The sequence below is a fragment of the Mogibacterium sp. CM50 genome, from assembly GCF_000293155.1.
GTDB lineage: Bacteria > Bacillota > Clostridia > Peptostreptococcales > Anaerovoracaceae > Mogibacterium > Mogibacterium timidum.
In genome coordinates this window covers 24,582-46,588 of sequence record NZ_ALNL01000023.1, presented here as the reverse complement: position 1 = coordinate 46,588, position 22,007 = coordinate 24,582, and the positions used below count along the sequence as shown (strand labels likewise).

General features: G+C 46.0%; 20 protein-coding genes and 1 tRNA gene. 2 read left to right on the top strand and 19 right to left on the bottom strand.

Annotated elements, in window-relative coordinates:
* Nucleotides 1-146 precede the first annotated feature (146 nt).
* Together HMPREF1152_RS03675 and HMPREF1152_RS03670 are read left to right on the top strand one after the other, a co-directional pair.
* Nucleotides 147-1,094 carry an Abi family protein gene (locus HMPREF1152_RS03675; protein ID WP_039883484.1) on the top strand — a complete coding sequence of 316 codons (948 nt, stop codon included), beginning with the start codon at nt 147-149 and terminating at the stop codon, nt 1,092-1,094.
* A gap of 146 nt (nt 1,095-1,240) precedes the next feature.
* Complete coding sequence (locus tag HMPREF1152_RS03670) at nt 1,241-2,392, top strand: site-specific integrase (protein WP_009643816.1); 1,152 nt, start codon at nt 1,241-1,243, stop codon at nt 2,390-2,392.
* A 52-nt stretch (nt 2,393-2,444) separates the two neighbouring features.
* On the opposite strand, the gene HMPREF1152_RS03665 is transcribed toward HMPREF1152_RS03670, so the two are convergent.
* The 19 genes from HMPREF1152_RS03665 to mgtE form a co-directional block, all read right to left on the bottom strand.
* A tRNA-Ser gene (locus HMPREF1152_RS03665) sits at nt 2,445-2,536 on the bottom strand.
* A gap of 114 nt (nt 2,537-2,650) precedes the next feature.
* Nucleotides 2,651-3,982: a D-alanyl-D-alanine carboxypeptidase family protein gene (locus tag HMPREF1152_RS03660; protein ID WP_083844318.1), complete on the bottom strand. Its 1,332-nt coding sequence runs from the start codon at nt 3,980-3,982 to the stop codon at nt 2,651-2,653.
* A 129-nt stretch (nt 3,983-4,111) separates the two neighbouring features.
* Nucleotides 4,112-5,068 (bottom strand): diacylglycerol/lipid kinase family protein, encoded by a 957-nt coding sequence (locus HMPREF1152_RS03655; RefSeq protein WP_009643845.1) that lies wholly within the window; start codon nt 5,066-5,068, stop codon nt 4,112-4,114.
* A gap of 107 nt (nt 5,069-5,175) precedes the next feature.
* Entirely contained in the window at nt 5,176-5,910 is a 735-nt protein-coding gene (locus HMPREF1152_RS03650; RefSeq protein ID WP_009643842.1) for a metallophosphoesterase, read from the bottom strand.
* A 2-nt stretch (nt 5,911-5,912) separates the two neighbouring features.
* Entirely contained in the window at nt 5,913-7,004 is a 1,092-nt protein-coding gene (locus tag HMPREF1152_RS03645) for a DNA recombination protein RmuC (RefSeq protein ID WP_009643807.1), read from the bottom strand.
* A gap of 133 nt (nt 7,005-7,137) precedes the next feature.
* Complete coding sequence (locus HMPREF1152_RS08960) at nt 7,138-7,677, bottom strand: regulatory protein RecX (RefSeq protein ID WP_009643805.1); 540 nt, start codon at nt 7,675-7,677, stop codon at nt 7,138-7,140.
* Between the two features lie 164 nt (nt 7,678-7,841).
* Nucleotides 7,842-8,504, bottom strand: a complete 663-nt coding sequence (locus HMPREF1152_RS03635; protein WP_009643857.1) for a 4'-phosphopantetheinyl transferase family protein — start codon at nt 8,502-8,504, stop codon at nt 7,842-7,844.
* A 107-nt stretch (nt 8,505-8,611) separates the two neighbouring features.
* The gene (locus HMPREF1152_RS03630; protein WP_083844316.1) at nt 8,612-9,787 is read right to left on the bottom strand and encodes a S41 family peptidase; all 1,176 of its coding nucleotides are present in this window, start codon (nt 9,785-9,787) and stop codon (nt 8,612-8,614) included.
* Entirely contained in the window at nt 9,750-11,402 is a 1,653-nt protein-coding gene (recJ, locus tag HMPREF1152_RS03625) for a single-stranded-DNA-specific exonuclease RecJ (protein WP_009643844.1), read from the bottom strand. Before recJ ends, HMPREF1152_RS03630 begins: the two co-directional genes overlap by 38 nt.
* A 3-nt stretch (nt 11,403-11,405) precedes the next feature.
* Nucleotides 11,406-12,548 carry a murein hydrolase activator EnvC family protein gene (locus tag HMPREF1152_RS08955; RefSeq protein ID WP_009643828.1) on the bottom strand — a complete coding sequence of 381 codons (1,143 nt, stop codon included), beginning with the start codon at nt 12,546-12,548 and terminating at the stop codon, nt 11,406-11,408.
* A gap of 11 nt (nt 12,549-12,559) precedes the next feature.
* Nucleotides 12,560-13,453 carry a permease-like cell division protein FtsX gene (gene ftsX / locus HMPREF1152_RS03615; protein WP_009643782.1) on the bottom strand — a complete coding sequence of 298 codons (894 nt, stop codon included), beginning with the start codon at nt 13,451-13,453 and terminating at the stop codon, nt 12,560-12,562.
* The gene (gene ftsE / locus HMPREF1152_RS03610) at nt 13,443-14,171 is read right to left on the bottom strand and encodes a cell division ATP-binding protein FtsE (protein ID WP_009643813.1); all 729 of its coding nucleotides are present in this window, start codon (nt 14,169-14,171) and stop codon (nt 13,443-13,445) included. The genes ftsX and ftsE overlap by 11 nt, the downstream gene beginning before the upstream one ends.
* A 322-nt stretch (nt 14,172-14,493) precedes the next feature.
* Complete coding sequence (locus HMPREF1152_RS03605) at nt 14,494-15,213, bottom strand: amino acid ABC transporter ATP-binding protein (RefSeq protein ID WP_009643795.1); 720 nt, start codon at nt 15,211-15,213, stop codon at nt 14,494-14,496.
* The gene (locus tag HMPREF1152_RS03600; RefSeq protein ID WP_009643855.1) at nt 15,213-15,929 is read right to left on the bottom strand and encodes an amino acid ABC transporter permease; all 717 of its coding nucleotides are present in this window, start codon (nt 15,927-15,929) and stop codon (nt 15,213-15,215) included. The genes HMPREF1152_RS03605 and HMPREF1152_RS03600 overlap by 1 nt, the downstream gene beginning before the upstream one ends.
* Nucleotides 15,930-16,184: 255 nt before the next feature.
* The gene (locus HMPREF1152_RS03595; RefSeq protein WP_009643787.1) at nt 16,185-16,547 is read right to left on the bottom strand and encodes a hypothetical protein; all 363 of its coding nucleotides are present in this window, start codon (nt 16,545-16,547) and stop codon (nt 16,185-16,187) included.
* A 403-nt stretch (nt 16,548-16,950) separates the two neighbouring features.
* Nucleotides 16,951-18,300 (bottom strand): peptide MFS transporter, encoded by a 1,350-nt coding sequence (locus tag HMPREF1152_RS03590; RefSeq protein WP_009643856.1) that lies wholly within the window; start codon nt 18,298-18,300, stop codon nt 16,951-16,953.
* A 335-nt stretch (nt 18,301-18,635) separates the two neighbouring features.
* Nucleotides 18,636-19,568, bottom strand: a complete 933-nt coding sequence (locus HMPREF1152_RS03585; RefSeq protein ID WP_009643826.1) for a transketolase family protein — start codon at nt 19,566-19,568, stop codon at nt 18,636-18,638.
* Entirely contained in the window at nt 19,568-20,398 is an 831-nt protein-coding gene (locus tag HMPREF1152_RS03580) for a transketolase (RefSeq protein WP_036380607.1), read from the bottom strand. The genes HMPREF1152_RS03585 and HMPREF1152_RS03580 overlap by 1 nt, the downstream gene beginning before the upstream one ends.
* A 206-nt stretch (nt 20,399-20,604) precedes the next feature.
* Nucleotides 20,605-21,999 carry a magnesium transporter gene (gene mgtE, locus HMPREF1152_RS03575; RefSeq protein WP_009643821.1) on the bottom strand — a complete coding sequence of 465 codons (1,395 nt, stop codon included), beginning with the start codon at nt 21,997-21,999 and terminating at the stop codon, nt 20,605-20,607.
* Nucleotides 22,000-22,007 lie beyond the last annotated feature (8 nt).

Below are 22,007 nucleotides of genomic sequence, written 5' to 3'. Positions count from 1 at the left end.
TTAAAAATTTAAATATATTTGCTATTGAAACCCCTATTTCCTGATGGTATAATGTGTAAACGAATTAAATGAGCGGGCGAGGTGTCGCCCTACCAAAAGGAACTTGGAGTAATCCGGGTTCCTTTTGTGTTATATGTGAGGTATATATGGATAAAGGATTTACTACATTTGAAAGACAAATAGATATTTTAAAATATCGAGGTCTTATCATAGAAAATGAAGAAGCTGCTATGGATGCCTTAAAAAGATATGGTTACTATAATATTATCAATGGATATAAAGACCCTTACATCACTATTGTTGATGGTAATGAACGTTATAGACCTGGGACTACTTTTGAACAGATATACGCGTTATATTTATTAGATAGGCAACTGCGTAATGTTGTTATGAATGCCATGTTAGATGTCGAGGATCATTTGAAAACTGCTACAGCTCATGTTATTGCAGAAGCTTTTACTGCTGATCAAAACAGTTACCTAGATAAAAACAATTACAGACAAGGAAAAAGAATTGGAAATTCTTCTGATTATTCGATAGACCCACTGTTTAACAAGTTTCATAAAATAATTCATGATGAGGTTCAACCTGTAAAGCATTATCGTGAAACATATTGCAATGTTCCTCCTTGGATTCTTCTCAAAGAAGCTAGTTTCGGTAATATTGTAAATTTCATTAAACTACAAAAAGGACCTCAAAAAAGGAAGATTATATCATTAATATACAATTTCCCTGAGCCTCTAATTCTTTCAAATAATGATGTTTACAACTTGTTTATGGATACATTGTTCGTTTGCCTTGATTATCGTAATTGCGCAGCACACGGTGGTCGACTTTATAACTTCGAATCAAAATCTAAATTTAGATACAACTCGCTTTTGCACGGTACGATGAAAATCAATTCTTCTGATTTCCGTACTGGAAAGGGGCATACTGGGCTAATGTCATTAGTTAATGCACTCAGTTTTTTCGATAACAATAACATATCGCTAATGCTTAGAGTCGGACTTGAATATTGGGCGGAAGAACATTTGAAAAAATTTCCAAAAGATAAAATGTATCTATCAGAATATTTACCTATCGGTATTGATTAAACACAAAAACAGCCATCCCCGCACCAACAGGAACAGCTGTATCTCTGGCATCATTGCGATACACAAATCTTAAAGTAAAGTGTATCAATGATGCCTTGTTATTACAAGCAAAGCATTTTTTTGCCCTTGAAAACAAGGAGATAGGTATGTACATTATAAAGCTTAGCACAAATAAATATAGGGCAACTCTTTCCAAAACAGTTAATGGTAAAAGGAAAAGATATACTAAGACATTTACAACATCAAAAAAGAAAGATGCTGTTAAGATGGCACAGGAGTGGGAATCAACGATTATGTGCAAGGTTTCAACTGATTGTTCTATTAGTGAGCTATTGGATGTTGTCTGGAGTACCGTGATAAAAAATAAATCTCCTAATACTGTTGACGGCTATACTTTATGCAAAGAACGCATTGTAAAAACATTAGATGATATTCCGGCAAGAGATCTCTCACCTCGTATCATACAGCATTGGATTGATAAGCTATCTAATAGTGAAATTAAATCTATCTCTAGAAACAAGCGCACATATTCACCTAAGACCATTAAAGAAACTTACTTTGTATTGTCTCGTTGTTTCTCTGTTGCTGTAGCCTGGGAATTATTGCCTAGTAGTCCTTGCCATGACATTGTTCTTCCTATAAATAATAAAAAGGAAGCTCATATTTTAAGCCCAAATGACTTAAGCCTCTTCATCAACGGACTTGATACGCTACCACTTGATAGTAAGGTATTGTTTGAGCTAGCTCTTTTTTGTTCCCTCCGCAGAGGTGAAATTTTAGGGATTAAAGACGAGCCAATCGGAAGTAAGATTGTAATAGATAAAGCCAGGTACAGGACAAAGCATGGCATCGATTTTGTAAAGGAACCAAAGACAAAATCAGGAATAAGAATTTGCTCTATTCCGGATTTTGTTAAATCTGATATCGAGAATTTACGCAATTATCATAATGACGAAAAGAAAAGACTAAGATCCGCATGGATAAACAGCAGCTATCTTATTAAAGCAGCTGACGGCTCTCCAATTGCACCGCATGCAGTTGGGCAACGATTAACGCGTTATGCGAAAAAGATAGGGATCGATCACGTAACATTCCACCAATTGCGACACACTTATGCATCCATAGTTGCTAGCAGTGGTACTGATTTAGTCACTTTATCCCAGCTTATGGGCCATTCAAATAAATCAACCACTCTATCAATCTATACACATTTGTTTAAGGATGAAGCAGAGGTGGGGAGAAATGTTGCAAATATGTTTGATGGCATGATTCAAAGCATGACAAAAAGTCACGAATAAGTCACGAAAATAAATTAAGAGCCTCGCAACCCTTGAGATTGCGAGGCTCTTTTGGCGGAGAGAGGGGGATTTGAACCCCCGCACGGGAGTTACCCGCCTGCTGGTATTCGAAGCCAGTCCCTTCAGCCTCTTGGGTACCTCTCCACACTTTCCGCGGTTATCAAGATAAAGACGGCCAATATGTGGTAAAACCACCTATCAATCGACCCGCGAAGGCCATTATAGCATAGCCGCCATTCACGCGCAAGCGCACGGATCTTAACGATGATTAGAACGGTCATGCTTACCCATGTACCTTACCGCAGCTCTTGCCTGCCTGTGCTTTGTGACAATTCGCCTTATCAGCATCAATAATGCAATTGCTGCTACGATGATTATCGTAGCCATATTGGATATGTATAACTTGGATGGCAACCATCCGGACTCGACATCGTGCTTAACCACCAGCAGAGCATCGGAGGTGTATCTGCCATCTACATACACCTTCGCAACCCCGACTTTATCGCCGGCCTTGAGTGGAGCCTTTGCGAGCCAGTCGCGCTTTATCTTCACCTTGATTTTTGCACGGTCACCCTTCTCAGTGTACGCATAAGCTGTCTCGCTCGCGTAAGCATCGACCATGGTATGCTTTCCGCCTCGCACGAGCACCTTGCCCATCTTCTCGCCCTTATCGACAGGGATATGCGTCTTGAGGTGCTTGCGGGCATATCTAAACAATGCTTCCGCATCCTTCGGTCGATTTTCCTTATCGTCACCAAACATAACAAGCAGCATGCTCAGGTCTCTCTTGTTATATGACAATACAATTGACGCCTCACCATCCCAGAAGCCGGTCTTACCTGCAACCACACCGGAGCCCTTCTTGCCCAATAAATCCGTATGCGCCTTCATCACACGCCTGTCGCTAAGATTCGTTGCATCCATCTTGAATATCTTGGTGCCGGCAAGCTTATACACCTGTTTGTTACGCAGTGCCGCTCTTGCAACCTTTATGTAGTCTCCGGCAGTCGTATAATGTCCATCCGCCTTCATTCCATTTGGATTTATGAAATGAGTGTCCTTACAGCCCAGCTTATCGGCTTCTTCGTTCATCCATCTTACAAATTTCCTGATATCTCCGCCGGAAACCGCCTCGGCCAAGCTGTAAGCAGCGTCATTGCCCGAATTTATCATCAACCCGTATAGCAGCTGTCTGATTGTGACGACCTCCCCCTCCTTGAGGAACATGGTAGATCCGCCGAGTTCCGTTGCACTCTTGGAGATTCTGACCTTTCTGTCGAGGTCCTTCTCATGCTTTACAACCAACAGCGCAGTCATCAGCTTGGTTGTGCTAAACGGGGCAACCCGCTTAGCCGCATTCTTCGAGTACAGTACAGTCCCGGTGTTCTCGCTATAGAGAACCGCACTCTCGGCTTTTATATCAGGTGCATCTGCGATTTTGTCCGATTGAACGCTCCGGGATACATCCGCTGCATACAAATTCCTATGAAGCACGTCTGTGCTGAAAACCATAGTCATGCACAGTACCGCCGGTATCAATATTCTACATATCCTCTTGAGATTGCTACAGGCGCTCATATCTTCTCCCATCGTATCGAATTTATCATGTCACGTGCCGTCAGGCTGCATCCGCTGTACCGGCTGCATCAACCGCATTCGCCGTATCAGCTGACTCGGAGACATCCACTGCCCGTTGTTCAGCTGTCCTGCCATATCCGGCTATACCTGCAGATAAGGCACCAATACACGTATCGCTTTGCTCTTCATCTCCACATCAAGCTCGCCGGTCTCAATAATCTCCCCATCGACTACGAACTTCATGTGCCCATTTCTAGGCAGTATATGTATCTGTTGCCCCTGTCTATACTCGATAATATCCCTAGCCGCTTCAACCTCAAAGATCTTGCCCTTTGCGAACCTCGGCAGGATCTTGAGCACCGTTCTACGGGGAATTTTGTGAACTACCAGTACATCCGCCAGGCCATCATCCAGCTGAGCTCTCGGACTGCCCTCAATACCGCCTCCACAGAATCTGCCATTTGCAATCGTACAGAGCATAAGGGGGCCTTTGAAGATTCGCTCCCCGTCAACCGTCACCTGCAAATTCTGTCCGGACTTTTCTATAAGGTTGAGAAATATCGACAGTGCGTATGACATGGATCCGCCGATAACCGTCCTCTTGTTAAAATACGTCGCCAGAATCGCAACGTTTCCGTCAAAACCAATGTTAAAAGAGTTGAGACCTATCCTTCTGCAGTCAACTCCGTCTGCCTTGTAGGAATACGACATGACATCGATTGCCTCTTCCTCAGCAAGCAGCTGAGACATCAGATCTCTATAATCAGTCGGTCTGTCGCCGCCAAAGTTGCGGATGAAATCATTTCCGCTGCCAATCGGGATGATACCGAGTGCAGCATTTGCATGACCGTAGATACCGTTGGCTACCTCGTTGACTGTACCGTCTCCCCCGCACGCATAGATGCGAATTTCCTCTCCCGCATGTCCTGCAGCACTAGCGAGCCTGTCCGCAATCGAAGTCGCCGAACCCGGGCCGGTCGTTAAGCGTACCTCGATATCGTACTCCGTATCGAGTGATACAGCCTCAATTTCCTTGCACAGCTTTTCAGCTTTCTTGCCATTCCCGGCAATAGGATTGATTATAAATGCATATTTCATATATGGTGGTCCCTCTTAACCGTGTAATTATCACAATCTGCGCTACTTTCTCTGCTTAATATTGTAATTATCGCAGTCCGCGTCACCTTCTCGGCCATGCATCAGCTCTACCGCCGAGCAGCCTTGTCGTCAGCGCCGAATTCGCTATCGTATATAAGTTTTGGCCTAGCACCCAGATAGTCGAGCGACACAAGCCTGTAGTCAACACCGCCGTACTCCCCTTTGATGCCGTTTTCCCAAGCCGTCATGCCGTGTAAATGGCCGTAGATGCACTGCTCTACGCCAAATTCCTGCATTATCCTTGTAAATTCCGTCTCCTCTGTCTTGGCCGGAGGATAATGCATAGCTGTGATAATCCTCGACGCTCCGATACGCTTGGCCTCGCTTAGGCTGTTGCGCAGGCGCCCCTGTTCTCTCAGGTACATCTTCCGGTCATGCTCAGTGTACGCTATCACGTCCGGAGTCGGCCAGCCGCGCGAGCCGCAGACAGCTATGTCAAGCGGCTCGATATAGTAACAGTCATTTTGCAGAAAATGCATATCGTCGTAGAGAGTCCTTAAATACTGAATCCTGCACCACCACAGATCGTGATTGCCGCGGAGCAATACCTTCTGCCCCGGCAAATTGTGGATCCACTCCAGATCAGCCATAGCCTCATCAAGCTTGAGCCCCCACGAAATATCGCCCGGAATTATTACTACATCAGCTTCTGTCACCAGATCCGTCCACGCGGCTCTGACTCGCTCCGCATGGTCGTCCCAGCCGGCGCCGAAGACATCCATCGGCTTATCGATTCTCTCGTCGAAGGAAAGATGCAGATCAGCAATGGCGTATATTTTCATACCTAATCCTCTTTATCGTCTATATCGGTTACTCTCTGCAGAGCCCTCTTCATCCGGCGCATCCGCACGCCTGCAAGCTCATCTATATCGTCGCTCGCCATTTTGAGGTGTCCCTGTGACTTGGCGATTACCGCTTCAAATCTGTCAAATTCCTTGCGCACCGCATGCAGCAGTTCCCACACCTCACTGCTCTTCTTCTCAATAGCCAGCGTGTTAAACCCCATCTGCAGGCTGCTTAGCAGTGCCGCCATAGTAGTAGGGCCTGCTATCGATACCTTGTACTTTCTCTGCAAAGGCTCGATCAGCCCGGCATTAATAGCCTCGGAATAGAGTCCTTCAAACGGTAGGAACATTATAGCAAAATCCGTCGTAACCGGCGGATTGATATATTTCACATTGATATCCTTGGCTTCGCTTTCAATCCTATTTACAAGCCTCTTTTTCGCTTCTGCTATCTGATCCTTTTCGCCCAGGTCATACGCTTCAAGGAGAGCATTGTAGGCATCTCCCGGAAATTTCGCATCTATGGGGAGAAACACCTCATGATCATCAATACCGGGCATCCTGATTGCAAACTCTACATTTTCCCTGCAGTTCTCCTTCATCCTGGCATTCTTTACATACTGACCGGGCGAAAGCACCTGCTCTAAAATCGCACCCAGCTGCACCTCTCCGAGTATACCTCTAGTCTTGACGTTAGACAAGATTTTGCGAAGATCTCCTACGCTTTGAGCAACGGACTGCATTTCGCCAATGCCCCTATAGACCTGCTCCAAACGATCATTGACTAATCCAAACGATTTCGTAAGCCTCGTATCCAAGGTTGTCTGCAGCTTCTCATCCACCGTCTGCCTGATATTCTCTATCTGAGTATTGCTGTCAGCGCGCAATCTCGCCATGCTGTCGTTGAGTTCCTTGAGCCTCAAATCCTGATGCTCGGACATCGTCATCTGACTCTTAGCTATCGCATCGCCATAAGCCTTGAAGTATGAATCCATACGCGATTCATTCTCTCCGGTGCGCGTCAGCACAAGTATGCTCATCAGCATCGATGCGATGCACACGATTAACAACAATATTACAATGATATTCATCCCTGCCGATCTTCTCCTATCTGATACATTTTGTGTTTCCGGAGTCGCTCATAGCTCATTCTTGCCCTACGCCTTCCGGCTGCGCATCATGCTATCATTGCCTTCACAATCAGTGCCGCGGCCCATTCCTGCACTATACCTTCCAGCCACGCACCTCCGACACAATCCTGCAAATCACGCTTGAGGCGTACCCTCGCGCTTCAAGCTTTCTCGCTATCGATGCAAGCTTGCGTTCTTCCAGATATTCAGCACCTTCAATATCCTTGAATTTCGCTATCACATCGATAAAATCCGAATCGCATCCGTTAATATATTCCGAACCGTAGACTGAATAAATCGCAAGGCGTCTGGCATTCGCCACCTCATCGATGCCCGCCTCGTATCTGTAGTCCTCGAGTGCATTTCCCGCAACAACCGCATCTACACCCTTTTGCTCCAATTCACGCTTAGCCCTCATGCCTCCGCGCAGCTTTTCGTATGAATTGCGGTAAAAAGCCAACGCATATTCATAGTCATCTATGTAATGGTGCATCTTGAGATCCCTTATAGCACCTTCGATCTCCGACTCATCATATTCCCTCTCTGACAGATGCTGCCGCATCTCCTGTTCCGTGCGCATGCGGTGCGATAGAAACCGCATCGCTTCGTCACCTACACCTCTTTTTTCCCTCATAAATGTCCGCTATCCGATTATTATATTGCGATTAAAAATTAGATTTATATATCAAGTGCGTAATTTTCGTATACCGCCACACTGCAGCCTGACAGCTCTTATATCCTGACATTTCACTCGCGCTATAGACTGGCAGCTCTTATCTCACGAATATTTCTCTCACACTACAGCCTGATAAGATTTACGTCATTAACATTTCGAAGCGCTGAATCTCCCCTAACAGCCACCGCTGCCTTCGGCACAGGCTCGTTACCTCTGCACCCGAAATCAACATCATATAGACGCCATATACCTCCGCAGTAAACCACTTCATAGTTAAGTGTGCTTGAAACCTCGTCAAACACGGTGCCCCCGGCTGCCTTGATCACAGCCTCGTGTCTCGCCCAGATGCGAAAAAACTCATCTTCCTTTCGCGCATTGAGCCTCTTGACATATAACAGCTCTTCCTCGGCATAAAATCTCTCCGCTATGCTCATGAGCTTAGCAGCTCTATTATACTGTATATCGAGTCCGCATGGGACATCTGCAAAAGCTATTGCCCAAGTATTTTCACTATGTGATATGGAATAATCCGGAACCCCTGCGATGCAAGGCTTTCCGTTCTGATTTTCCCCGATATTCTTCTCAATATATATGAGGAGCTCCTCCTGCGACATGCAGTAAAGCTCCTTGCTAAGACAGATCTCGGAGCTATCCTCCGGTGAGCTGCTGTCAGCGGTTGACTCAGCATTTGCGAGCTGTTCAGTCAACATTGCGATGCTCTTGGCAAGCAACTCACGGCTATGCTTCCTGCCCCTCCGGTATTCATTTGTGTAAAATAAATACATAATCGTAACCTCCGCGTTACAAGATACACCTTTTATGTCGCTCATGGCTTCAATAATTTATATGCACAAATTTATATACACAGCTGATTTGCAGCCTGACAATTGCGTTACTGCTTACCCGTGAGAATCCGGATTGCTTCTCCCTCTGCCTGTTCTCCTGAATCTGCTTTTATATCGGGCTCTATGCCTTTATTGTTGATTTTCTTGCCATCCGGATCAACGTATTCTGCAGTAGTCAACTTGACAACCGCTCCGCCCTTGAGCTTAAACACAGTCTGAATTACGCCTTTGCCGTATGTTCTGCTCCCGACAATTTTCACCTCGTTCGCCTTCACAGCTGCTGCAAATATCTCCGCAGCGCTTGCCGTATCGCCGTCAACGAGCACTACCACATTTACGCTCTGTGACTTGGAATCGGAGCTATATGTCTTAGTCTTACTCTTGGAAATAATTCTTCCAAGCTTCGCCTTTCCCAGCACCTCATCCGCTGTGTCAAACGCTTCCTCTACTACTCCGCCCGTGTTACCGCGCAGGTCGATTACCACCTTGTCACAGCCTTTAGCCTTGAGATCGCTGACTGCCGATCTGAATGCCTTAGCTGTGCCTTTCCGAAAAGTACTGATCCTCACATAACCGATATGGGCAGCTGAATCCTTAACATCATAGGTTATACCATCGTCTTCTACCTTGGATCTGTTGAGCTTGTATTCCTTGACTACTCCGCTGCGCGAGATTGTGAATTCAATCTCGCTACCGGCGGCGTCATTCATCAGGTTGCCTGCATCTTCGAGGCTTTTGACGTTTTTACTATCTATCTTGAGCAGAATATCTCCTGAGGTGATACCGGAACGCTCAGCATCGCTTCCCGCCAGAACCCTGCTTACCACTATCCTGTTGTTCTCATCCATCTTGAGTGCAACTCCCACGCCGGAATACGAGCTCAGATACCTGCGCTCAAAAGCGTCGTATTCCTTGCCGGTCATGTACTCTGCGTATTTATCGTCTACCGTCTTGAGGATGCCTCCGGCGATAAGCTTGCCGGTACCCTCGCTATTGCGTTTATAGTACGATTTGCTACTTATCAGCCTCTCCATATCATAGTACTGTCCAAATTCATCATCCACTGCGACATAACGGTCAAGCTTGTGCTGTGATATCAGCCTTCCCCCAAGGATGACATGCATAATAAAGGCAACGCAAACGAGCGCAGTGCCAAAGCCTGCGGCAAACGACACCACATATAATCTACGCTTCCTCAATGCTGATGACCCTGACTTGAACATTCTCCCTATCCTTCCATCTATTGACGTCTATCACGCCGTATATATCCAGCGGTCTATTTGCAGTCACCAAACCGTACACGTCCATCGCCTTGTTGAACAGGATGCACTGAACCGCGCTGCCTCGCTGCATGACCGAGAATCTGGCATGCTTGTTGTCTGACAGGAACCTCCAGTCAACAACCTGCGCTCTGTCGAGCTTAAACACAGGCTCCGGGTTCCCTTCGCCAAAAGGCGCAAACAGCTCTATCCCCTTTGCCAGGTCAAGACTTATATCCGGGACAGCTATATCCATATCCGTGTCCACTTTTCTGTCAAACAACTCATCATTATCCGCAAGCAGCTCCGCCACATCCTCATTGAGCGTTATCCGTAGGTGTTCGAGCACTTCCGGCTTCATAGTAAATCCGCATGCAGTCCTGTGTCCGCCAAATTTAACGAAGCAGTCTGCGTGCTTATTTAACAGAGCGTACAGATCTATCCCGTCTATCGACCTGCCGGTCCCCTTGAGCTGACCATCGCTCGGAGAAACGATGACCACCGGCCTGTTAAATCTCTCCTTGAGATTCCCTGCCACTATACCGAGGATACCCTCATGAGCACTCTCAGCCTCAATCATGATGAAATCCCCGCGCTCCAGCTCGCGCTCCGCTGTGCCGATGCAATTTTCATACGCCTCCCGCTGCAGCTCACGCCGCCTCTTATTATTCTCCATCAGCTTGGTGCACAGACGTTCTATATCATCATCGTCATCCGATAGGAGCATCTCGACTCCCAGAGAAGCGTCTCCCAGCCTGCCTGCAGCATTAATCCTCGGCACGATCGCGAACGCAACATTGGTCGAATCCATAGTGCTGTAATCCACCCCTGCCATCTCGGTCAGTCTGCGCAAGCCCTTGTTCTTAAAGCCCAGTCTCATCAGCCTGAGTCCATATTTTACAAGCGACCTGTTCTCATCTACAAGAGGCATGATATCAGCGATAGTTCCGACTGCAACCAGCTCAAGCACTTCTGTTATGAGGCTTCTGGGTATATCGCAGCTGCGGCTGAGAGCAAGTGCCAGCTTGTAGGCAACGCCTACTCCGGCCAAGCCTTTGAATGGATACGTGTCGCCCGGGTTCTTGGGGTTGATAACTATCCCCGGTGCAACTACATCCTTCACCGTGTGGTGATCGGTTACTATCGTCTCTATGCCAAGGCTGTTTGCATAGAAAACCTCCTCGGCTGAAACAGAACCGCAGTCCACTGTTACTATCACCTCACCCTCTTCCTGATATATACGGTCTATTGCCGTCTTGTTAAGACCATACCCCTCATCCAGTCTGGATGGGATGTAATATGTCACGTTGTCGGTGAGCGACCCGATAACCTTCATCAGAAGTGCCGTCGAAGTGACTCCATCGCAGTCATAATCTCCGTAGATTACAATCTTGCAGCCGCTGTATATCGCATCTAATAATAAATCCACCCCCGCATGCATATTTGCTAGCAGGAATGGATCATATGCGAGCTTAGGACTGGGGGAGAGGAACTCCTTGAGTTCCTCGTCACCTTCAATCCCTCTTATTCTTAATAACTCGTACAGCACCGGAGTGTTCTTAAAAAAATCTGTGTTCATACTCTAGAATATACTCATCGGGTTAATGTATCTTCCGTTCTTGATCAGGCTGAAGTGCAGGTGAGGACCTGTCGACCATCCTGTGCTGCCAATATATCCGACAACCTGTCCCTTAGTTACATACTGACCGTTGGATACCGCAAATCTGCTCATATGTCCGTACAGAGTCGTATATCCGTTTCCAATAGAAATCATTACGCAGTTTCCGTATCCACCGTAGTACGACGCCTTGGTAACATAACCGTTTGCAATCGATCTGATTGGCGTACCTGTTGGAAGACCTGATACGTCTACACCGTCGTGATACTTCTTGGTATGGAAGATCGGGTGAACCCTCCATCCGAACGGTGACGTGATTGTTCCACCGCTAACCGGCCACTGGTAGCCGCCCGACGATACGGCCGGTGTGCTTGGGCGAGCCGGGGTACTCGATCCGCCACCGGATGGCTTGCTCTGTGGCTGTGACTGAGGCTGTGACGCCTGCTGCTGTCTGAGCTTCTCCTCAGCTGCTGCCTGTGCTGCCATTGCCTCTGCAGCGAGCTTATCGCCCTCGGCATTGAGCTGATCCTGCTGCTTGGCGTACTCATCAGCCAGCCCCTTGTACTTATCGCGAAGCTCTTCAACCTGCTTCTTGTTATCCTTGAGGACCTTCTCCTGCTCTACCTGCTGCTTTTTGAGGGCATCAATCTCGTTGTAATCATTCTGAAGTGAGCCGAGCAGCTTCTTGTCATTAGATAGCACTCTCTGCACCATGCTGACATTGGTAATCAGTTCGCTTACATTGTCTGAACTGAGAATTATATTGATAAACCCGGCTGTACCTGTCTTGTACATAGCTCTGAGCCTCGAATTTAGAGCCTCAGTCTGCCTGCTTACCTCAGCCTTCTTGGCCTCCAGCTTGGACTGTGTAGCGTTAATATTAGCCTGTGCAGAATTGATGTTCGATTCCAGTTCTTGCACCTTCTTGGTTGCTTCACCAACCTTTGCGTTGAAATCAGCCGCCTTTTCCCCCGCTGCCGCAGCTTCCTTTTTCTTCTGTGCAGCTGTTGTGGCGTACGAATCAGTCGCCATCACAAATGTCGTCACTACCATTGACAAGACGAGCAGCAGAACTACCACATACTTTGATTTACTAACCTTAGCCATGCGTATCCTCCTTATCTATCTAGGAACCTTCTTATCGAGATAATACTTCCACAGGTACCTACTCCCACTCCCAGTGCGATGAATATCAGCATTACGTTAGGAATCAGATATCCTGTCGGAACAACCGGAACTGACAGCATCCTCATGATGTCCGGTCCGACAACCCCTATAAGTCTCGAATAAATAACATACATAAGTATCGTGGATATCGCCGCCGATATGAACCCGAGGATGATTCCCTCGATGAGGAAAGGTCCTCTGACGAACCAGTCCGTAGCTCCGAGGTATTTCATGATACTAATCTCCTTGGAGCGGTTAAATACCGTCAGCTTAATCGTGTTCGCCACGATGACAACCGATACGATAATCAGGAACAGCATCGTAATGATGGAAGCAGTCTGGATGAAGTTTGTAATCCTCTGCAGCTTCTCCACCGTGTCCTGATAATACTTAACATCCTCTACTCCCTTGATCGATGTCGCGGTCTTGGACAGCTTATCCGCAACCCCCTTGTCCTTGACATATATCAGATACGAATTTGGAAGCGGATTATCCGTCAAGCTATCGAGCAGATAGCCATTGTCTCCCCATCTTTTCTTCATGACCTTGATTGCATCAGCCTTGGAGCGATATTCCACTTTGTCTACGCCATTGATAGCCTTGAGCTGATTCTCAATGCCACTGTTGACAGCATCTGTATTGTCATCGCTGAGGAAAACCTCGACGATATTGTAGTCCTGCTTGATGACATTTGCAAAGAGGTCTACATTTACAAAGGCTACAAAGAACAGTCCCAGAATCAGCATCATAGCTGATATAGCCAGAACCGCTGTAATGTTCATACCCTTGTTACGGCCTATCTGTGATATCGACTGCTTGAGTGTGTATCCCGCTCTAGAAAACATATGGATCCACCCCCTCGTCATAGTCGTAGAATTCTTCGTCGTTATAGAAGCCATACTGACCATGCTCATCACGGACAATATGTCCATCCTCAATAGCCACAACGCGCTTGTTCATCTGGTCAACGATATCCTTGGCATGTGTAACCATGAGAATTGTAGTGCCGCGGAGATTGATTTTATCCAGAATTCCCATAATCTCCATAGCCGTAACCGGATCGAGGTTACCGGTAGGCTCATCGGCGATAAGTACACGCGGGTTATTGACGATAGCTCGTGCAATGCCGACACGCTGCTGCTCACCTGCACTCAGCTCATTGGGATATCTATTCCTCTTGTCGAGAATGCCTACGAGATCAAGCGCATAAGGAACCTGCTTCCTGATATCCTTGCGCCTGGCATGAACTACCTCCATCGCGAAGGCAACATTCTCATATACCGTCTTCTTCTCAAGCAATCTGAAGTCCTGGAATACCATACCTATCTTCTGTCTCAGCTCCGGCACCTCTCTCCTGGAGAGTCTCGTTATATCTTTGCCGGCGACAGCTATGGAGCCGCTGTCTGCGCTTATCTCATTAAGTATCAGTCTGACGAATGTAGTCTTGCCTGCGCCGCTCGGTCCTACAAGGAACACGAAATCGCCCTTCTCGATGCGGACAGTTGCATTTTCCAGTCCGACATTCGAGCCGTAATTTTTAGTTACATTTCTAAATTCGATCATATGACCTCCTAGACCCACCAACATATTGTAACATTATACACCAGAAGTACTTAAAAATAAACTGAAAGCATTACAAAAGCACGGCATAGAATCCCTATCCCGTGCTAAATAATCACTATTTGGGGCTACAAGCTTCACATAACCGCTAAATGACGCAAAATGTAGTTGCGTGAAGTTTCTCAGCTACAATATATCTGCAATATTTCTAAAAATATCATCTATATATAAGCAATAAACGCACACTTTATATGAAATATGAAGCACAACTTATATTAATCTTATTCATCTGCAAAATTCTCAAAGCCGGATCGGCTCTTGACGATTAACTTAGCACCTTTGATAAGAAGTTCTTGGTTCTCTCCTCTGCAGGATTTACAAGTACTTCCTCAGGTGTACCCTGTTCCACAATCACTCCGCCATCCATAAAGATCACCTTATCGGCAACCTCTTTGGCGAAGCCCATCTCGTGAGTGACGACAATCATCGCCAGACCTTCCTTTGCCAAATTTTTCATTACGTCAAGCACTTCTCCGACCATCTCAGGGTCTAATGCCGATGTAGGTTCATCAAAAAGCATGATTTCGGGATCCATAGCCAAAGCTCTCGCAATAGCGACACGCTGCTGCTGTCCGCCGGATAAGGAGCGTGGGTATGCATTTGCTTTATTCGCAAGGCCTACCCTTGTCAAGAGTTCTATAGCCTTAGCTTCTGCATCCGCTTTGCTCACACCCTTGACGTTAATCGGAGCACAGGTGATGTTATCCAGAACCGTCATATGAGGGAACAGGTTGAAATTCTGGAATACCATTCCCATCTTGGTTCTAATCTCGTTGATATTCTGCTGAGTAACGAGCTCTCCATCTATGAACACCTCTCCGGATGTCGGAACCTCTAACAGGTTGATGCATCTGAGCATGGTGGATTTGCCGGAACCGGACGGGCCGACGATGCAGAGCACCTCCGCCTCGCTAACGGTCTGGTCAATGCCCTTGAGCACTTCATTACTCCCGTATGACTTGTGTAAATTCTTAATCTCTATCATTACGCTGCCTCCCCTTCGAGCGCCGGTTCTTCGTCTATCAGTTCCACTACCTGCCTTGGATTCTTGCTCCTGTCCTCCATCACACCTATAAGCTTGGACAGCGGGATCGTCAGGAGCATATATGCAAGAGCAACACCTATGTATGCCGGGAACGCTTGATAAGTAGCGGCATTGAGAAGAGTTCCCTTACGCAGGATCTCAACTACTCCGACGAAGCTGAGTACTGAGGTCTCCTTGATAAGCGTTACGAACTCGTTGCCGACTGCAGGCAGGATAATCTTGATAGCCTGAGGAATGATGATAAGCTTCATAGCCATCGACTTGCTCATGCCGAGCGATCTTGCCGCCTCCATCTGCCCTTTATCAACTGCCTGAATTCCACTCCTGATAACCTCAGACATATACGCCGCACTGTTGAGTCCGCAAACGATGATGGCCGGGATAATCAGATTGGCCCACTTGAAGTATAACACGTGCGCCTGCATAAACTGAGGTATGCCGTATGCAAATATTAACGCCTGCACAACCATCGGTGTGCCTCTCACTATATCAACATATACCTTGGAAATCCAGTTGAGCACCTTGCTCTTGGATGTCCGCATCAGCGCCAGCAGCAAACCTGCTGCAGAACCGATTATGACAGATAATACACTTACAAACACAGTTGCCGGAATTCCCTGGCAAGCAACCAGAAAACCTTTTAAATAAGCTCCCATTTCAATTTCCTTACTCCTATACTTATCTAACAGTGGATTTATGGTATCACTTATCTGTCATCAGTTCAATAGTTATTCTGTATTTATTTTAGCTTAATAGTATATTTATGCAGATATTTTCATCAATTCTTAAACAGATAAGGCATAAGGATGCCGCCCGCAGTAGCAGCACCCTTATGCCTTGATCATATTATCATCTTATACTTATCGATTTAGACTTACCAATTCAAATCCGAAACAAAGTCCGTTTTACTGTCACTGTTTAGCCGAATCTGTCACGTGGGTCTTAATTACCTCACACAGCAGCAGGTATATCGCTGTCTCAAGCACTAAAGCAATCACACCATATATCATTGTCACTGCATAGAAAAATGTCGCCAGCCCCAACAGGAATGCACTGTTGATTAAGTATCCACCATCCCAGTGGCGAGCATATCCATAAAAAAAAGGTAGGTCAAGTCTCTTTTCCACTATCAACAGTCCAATAGACACTATGGTAAGTATTATTGCAATACCAAGCGAAGCAAACTGTGGCATATATGATCCTAGTCGATTCCTGACAAAGATCAACACGATTCCCACTACCAATAAATATGCAATTCTCTTCTTAGTATCCATGCCAACACCTCCTGACAAAAATCAGCCAAGTATACGTTAAGTCATTCCATCTTGCAACATCATGATATCATTTTTATATCATAAGTCAAGTGTATTACTAGTTCTTTTCTAGGTTTATAGAATAAAGAAATTGGTGGCTAATTCAAATAACTATAAGACTCAGGTGCCTTGTGTAGCTCTCTCAAGACTGCAACATAACCCTCAGTTGATATAGATGAAGTACGTTTATCTCTCTGAAAGTATTTTGTAACTGCGACTACGCTTTTGTCCATCCTATATCTTCTTTCAAAAAAGATAAATCCGCTGTAGCCGTTAAAATTCCAACAGCTACAGCGGGTTTTACCAACACAGTTGTCCTCTACTTCACAATCGTTATATAACAGTTTACAAATAAGATAAGGTACTAATTATCTCCCTTAACAAGGTTCATGAACTTCTTATCAACTGCAAGCATTACTAATCCGCAAGCAATAATTATTATAGCAACAGCCCCATATGCTTTAATAAATGAGTACTTAGCTAAGAAGTTATATAGAGGTCCATATCCAAGACCTGCAAAGAAGATTACAACCGGCCATACTCCCAGAAGAGTTCCAAGTAGTTGTTTAGGAGAATACTCCGAAATAAAAGCATTTCCAAGTGGAGAAAATACTACTTCACCAACTGTCATAAGAAGAGAAGTTAGAACAATAATCCAAATACCTGCTGGTGTTCCCTTACCTTCTTTAGCCATTATAGCTGCAAATACCATTGATACAATGCAGATACCAAGTAGAAGAATTCCGATCGCTGTTTTTCTCCACATACTCCAATCTCCCTTTGCTCGTCTTGACATTCTCTCCCAAATTGCAGCGAATACAGGACAAAGGATGATGCAGAACAGACCATTTGCAGAGTCAAACCAAGATGTAGGCATTGTCCAGTTGCCTATTGCCCAGTTTGCCCAACCTTTTCCGCCCTGTTCAACAGGACCGAAATTGTAATACACAGGCATATAAACCATGTACCAGAACAACCAGAAAATTCCTGAAAAAATAGTTACTATTAAAATTGCTGTAACTCTTTTCTTCTCTGACCTTGTTAGCGGACTCTTCTCAACGGCTTTTTCTGCCGTATCCACTACCGCACTGTTATTGAGAAATGGTTTCTTTCCAGCATCATTAAGAAGGAATCTCACTCCAAATAACCACCATGCAGTGTCAAGGAATAAGAACAATCCGCAAACAAGAAACATTGCTCTATAACCATATGTGGTTCCCACAAGTACAAGGAATGTAGTACCTAAGAAAGAGCCGATATTAACAAATGAATACTGTAGTGAAAATACCTTATTAAGCATCTGCTCATCTGTAAACTGACGTCCGTTGATACCAGAAACATTACCCTTGAAGAATCCTGTACCGATAGCTACAAGCAGAATACAAAGAAGCAATGAACCTTTACCGGTAGCCTGCCATGCTACAAGGTATCCTAATCCCATAAGTATTTCACCCACCGGCACAAGAATCCTTGGACTAATCCATCTATCAGCAACAATACCTCCGATAACTGGAGTGATATAAGTGAATGCTACGAACCATGATGATAGGAGAGCTCCTTCAGCATGAGTCAAGCCTAATCCACCCTTTGCCACTGCCAGTACGGGGAAGATAGCCATCCCGTATTTAGCCGTATAGTATGCAAGTCTCTCGAATGTAAACGAAAGTGCGCAAACATAAAAGCCAAAAGGGAGTTTTCTTGATGTAGTTTCCATTTTAAAAAACCTCCTAAAGTAATAAAATGATAATTGCAAGCAACTAGCTTATACATTGCGTATACCGCAGTCCGCCATTTGCGCCCGAACCTGAACACATCGGATTCAAATTCGTTTTTAACAGTACACATTGTATCACTTATTCATCACAATGTAAATTAATATTGTTGTATTTAAATATTTTTTTGGCAAATATTTACCTATAATAACCAAAATTTATAGTTGCATATAGATTCAGTTTATAAATAAACCGTGCACATGTGAAGATTTCATCACGTAAGCACGGCTAATATTTCTCAATTCCTTGTAAATACAGCGTCACAAGTGACGTTCTCTTACTCAAGAGTGTTTGTCACTGCATTAATGATATCTGCCTTTGTCAGGCCGTACTTTGCTCTCAACTCATCCGGCTTGCCCGACTCTCCGAAAGTATCCTTCTGTCCGACCATCGCTACCTTCACCGGCTCATTTTGCACCAGAACCTCAGCAACTGCGCTGCCCAGTCCGCCGATTACAGAGTGCTCCTCTGCTGTTACGATTTTGCCGGTATCGGCAGCAGCCTTGATTATAGCATCGCTATCTATCGGTTTGATGGTGTGCATATCTATTACGCGAGCTGAAACTCCCTTTGCAGCCAGTTCATCAGCTGCTTCAAGAGCATCTGCTACCATGATGCCTGTAGCAATGATTGTCACATCTGTACCCTCGCGCACAGTGTTAGCCTTTCCAACCTTGATGTCTGCATCATCTCCATAAATCACCGGCACCCCGGATCTGCCCAGCCTTACATAAGCAGGGCCGTCAGTATCAACAACCTCGTCGAGCAGCTTCCTGGCGCTTACAGCGTCAGCCGGATTTACAACAGTCATACCCGGAATCTCTCTCATGAGCGCGATGTCTTCAAAGGTCTGATGGCTGGCACCGTCCTCGCCGACCGTGATCCCGGCATGAGTAGCGCACACCTTTACATTTGCATGAGTATATCCTATAGAATTTCTGATAATTTCGTATGCTCTGCCCGTAGCGAACATTGCAAATGTGCTGGCACACACCACATGTCCGGACAGCGCGATGCCCGCCGCCTCCGCCATGAGGTCCTGCTCTGCAATTCCGCAGTTAATAAATCTCTCCGGGTAAGCCTGCGCGAAGCCCTTTGTCTTGGTCGAACCTGACAGGTCAGCATCCATTACGACAAGATCCCTGCGTACAGCGCCTTTCTCTACCAGGAATTCTCCGTATGCAGCTCTAGTTGCGATCTTATCTGCCATTAATTGTCACCTCCAAGCTCTTCAATTGCAGTAGCCAGCTCCTCATCACCGGGAGCCTTGCCGTGCCATCCTGCATTATCTTCCATAAACGATACGCCTTTGCCCTTGTGTGTATGTGCGATGATAGCAGTTGGAGCAGTCTTACACTCCTTAGCCTCCGCAAAAGCTCTAATAAGCTCATCATAACTGTGTCCATCAACCACTATTACGTTCCAGCCAAAGCTCTTGAACTTCTCATCTACCGGGCCGACCTCCTTGACATCGCTAACCTTGCCGTCAATCTGCAATCCATTGAGGTCAACGATTGCAACCAGGTTATCGAGATGTCTGTGTGCAGCCTGCATAGCAGCCTCCCACACGATCCCCTCCTGAAGCTCTCCATCTCCAGCCAGGACATATACCCGGCCGGGGTTATTATCGATCTTACCGGCTATCGCCATACCGACCGCCGCCGAGAAGCCCTGTCCCAGAGAACCGGTAGACATCTCGATACCCGGCACCTTGTGCATGTTGGGATGCCCTTGGAATCTGCTGTCAACCTGCCTCAGCGTCATCATGTCATCTACATCGTAGAAGCCTCTCTCTCCGAGAGCTGCGTAGAGAGCCGGAACAGCGTGACCTTTCGAGATTATGAATTTATCTCTATCTGCCTTATCAGGCTCCTGGGGATCAATATTGAGCACCTCAAAATACAGAGTTGCGATAATGTCGGCAGCCGACAGCGATCCACCCGGATGTCCGGATTTTGCAGCATGAATTGCCTTGAGAGCGTTGATTCTGATTCTGCGAGCCCTTTCGGCCAGCTCAGCATAGTTGTTAGTATTCACCATGTCCTCCTGCAATTAAATTCTGGTAGCTAATATAGCTAATTAAGCAATTACGTTGATATATAAAACAAAATATCCTGACTAATTATCGGTTTTGAAATATTTGAAATATAGTCAACATGCATTTCCCAATATATTTATATTATCTCTATACTACTTATTTTCCTTATTCCTGTTACATATATTACCGTTATTATCGTAAAAATATTCTATATCTTGAGCACTATCCGAGCCATCGTAAAGTATGTACCCAGCGCAACCATATCGGTCAGTGAAGCCATCATAGGCCCGGCGATGAGCGCAGGGTCGATACCGATCTTCTTGGCGATCATCGGGAGCAGCGCGCCAATGCACTTTGCGATTACTACGATAAGCACCATCGAGAAGCATACTGTCAGTGCAACCAGCGAGCCATTGTGATCGAACAATACTATTCTGAAATAGTTGAGTACGCTGACGCAGATACCGACGATGATACCTATGCGGAATTCCTTCCACAGGACCTTGAGTATATCCGACAGCTCCAGAGCACCTGTCGCCATACCGGTGATGATAACGGTCGAGGACTGCGTGCCTGAGTTACCTCCGGTTCCCATCAGCATAGGCATGTATGCTACCAGTGCGATTACCGCTGACAGAGAAGCCTCAAAGCTGGCTATCATTCCGCCTGTAAATACATACGAACACATCAGAACGAGCAACCATGGCAAGCGCGCCTTGACATGCACCAATACCGGGGTATCGAGGTAATCCCTATCCTGATTGTCGATGACACCTCCCATACGTTCCATATCCTCTGTGCTCTCGTCTTCAATTACATCCAGGATGTCGTCAAACGTGATGATACCGACGAGTCGCTCCTCGTTGTCAACTACCGGAATAGCGATGAAGCCATATTTTTTGAACAGCTCAGACGTCTCTTCCTGATCGTCATCGACATGAGCATAAATAATGTCATCACGCATGATGTCTGAGACCTTGGTATTCTCGTCAGCGAGCACAAGGCTCCTGAGTGAGCAGACACCTATGAGCTTGCGTCCGCCATCCAGCACATAGCAGGAATAAATCGTCTCTGAATCCATTCCGACATCGCGTATGTGGTCGAGTGCCTCACGTCTCGTCATGTTCTTGCGCAGATTGATATAATCCGGGGTCATCAGCGAGCCGGCACTATATTCCTTGTACATGAGGAAGGTATTTATCTGTCTGCGTTCGTTTTTTGGTGTCTTGTCGAGAATCTTATCCACGATATTGGCAGGCAGCTCCTCGAGCACGTCTATCATGTCGTCGAAATCCAGCGCATCGATGATGTACTTGATCTCGGGATCGGTGATAATATTGATAATCTCAACTTGGTCGTCAACGTCAAAGTTTGCAAATACCTCGACAGAAATGTCCTTCGGGAGCGTGCGGAACAAGATGACGGCATTCTGCATATCGTACTCTTCCATCACGTCCTCGAGCAGCTCGGCGATATCTACTTCGTTGAATTTGAGGAGTTCATCTCTGCAGCGGAAATATTTCTTCTCTGCCAGCAGTTCAAAGATTTTATCTCTGCTTTCTTCGAAAGCCTGTTCCTGGTCAATCAGATTGTTATTTTCCATTGGCCCTC